This is a genomic window from Citrobacter sp. Cf118, from assembly GCF_030334095.1.
Taxonomy (GTDB): domain Bacteria; phylum Pseudomonadota; class Gammaproteobacteria; order Enterobacterales; family Enterobacteriaceae; genus Citrobacter; species Citrobacter freundii.
In genome coordinates this window covers 1-233 of record NZ_JAOWES010000032.1, presented here as the reverse complement: position 1 = coordinate 233, position 233 = coordinate 1, and the positions used below count along the sequence as shown (strand labels likewise).

General features: G+C 63.1%; 1 pseudogene. It reads right to left on the bottom strand.

The window, feature by feature from the left end:
* A pseudogene (locus tag OGX67_RS00485) lies at nucleotides 1-233 on the bottom strand (formylglycine-generating enzyme family protein); the annotation flags it as partial.

The window sequence follows — 233 nt, the reverse complement described above, 5'->3', positions numbered from 1 at the left end:
CTCACCCACTCGTAGCCGTTCTCTGCCATGCCGTACAGCCCGCCGGGGGTCGGCGGATAGCGATCGACGGCATAACGCACGAAGGAACTTTCCACGCCAGTGGCCTCTTCCGTAGCCTGCCGGTCCTCGCTGGTGGCGTAGTTTTCACCGCGCCCGGTTTTCTCATCTTCACGCCAGTCGCCGTCATCCGTTGCCACCAGAATATACTGGCCCCGGTCACGCGCCGCATACTC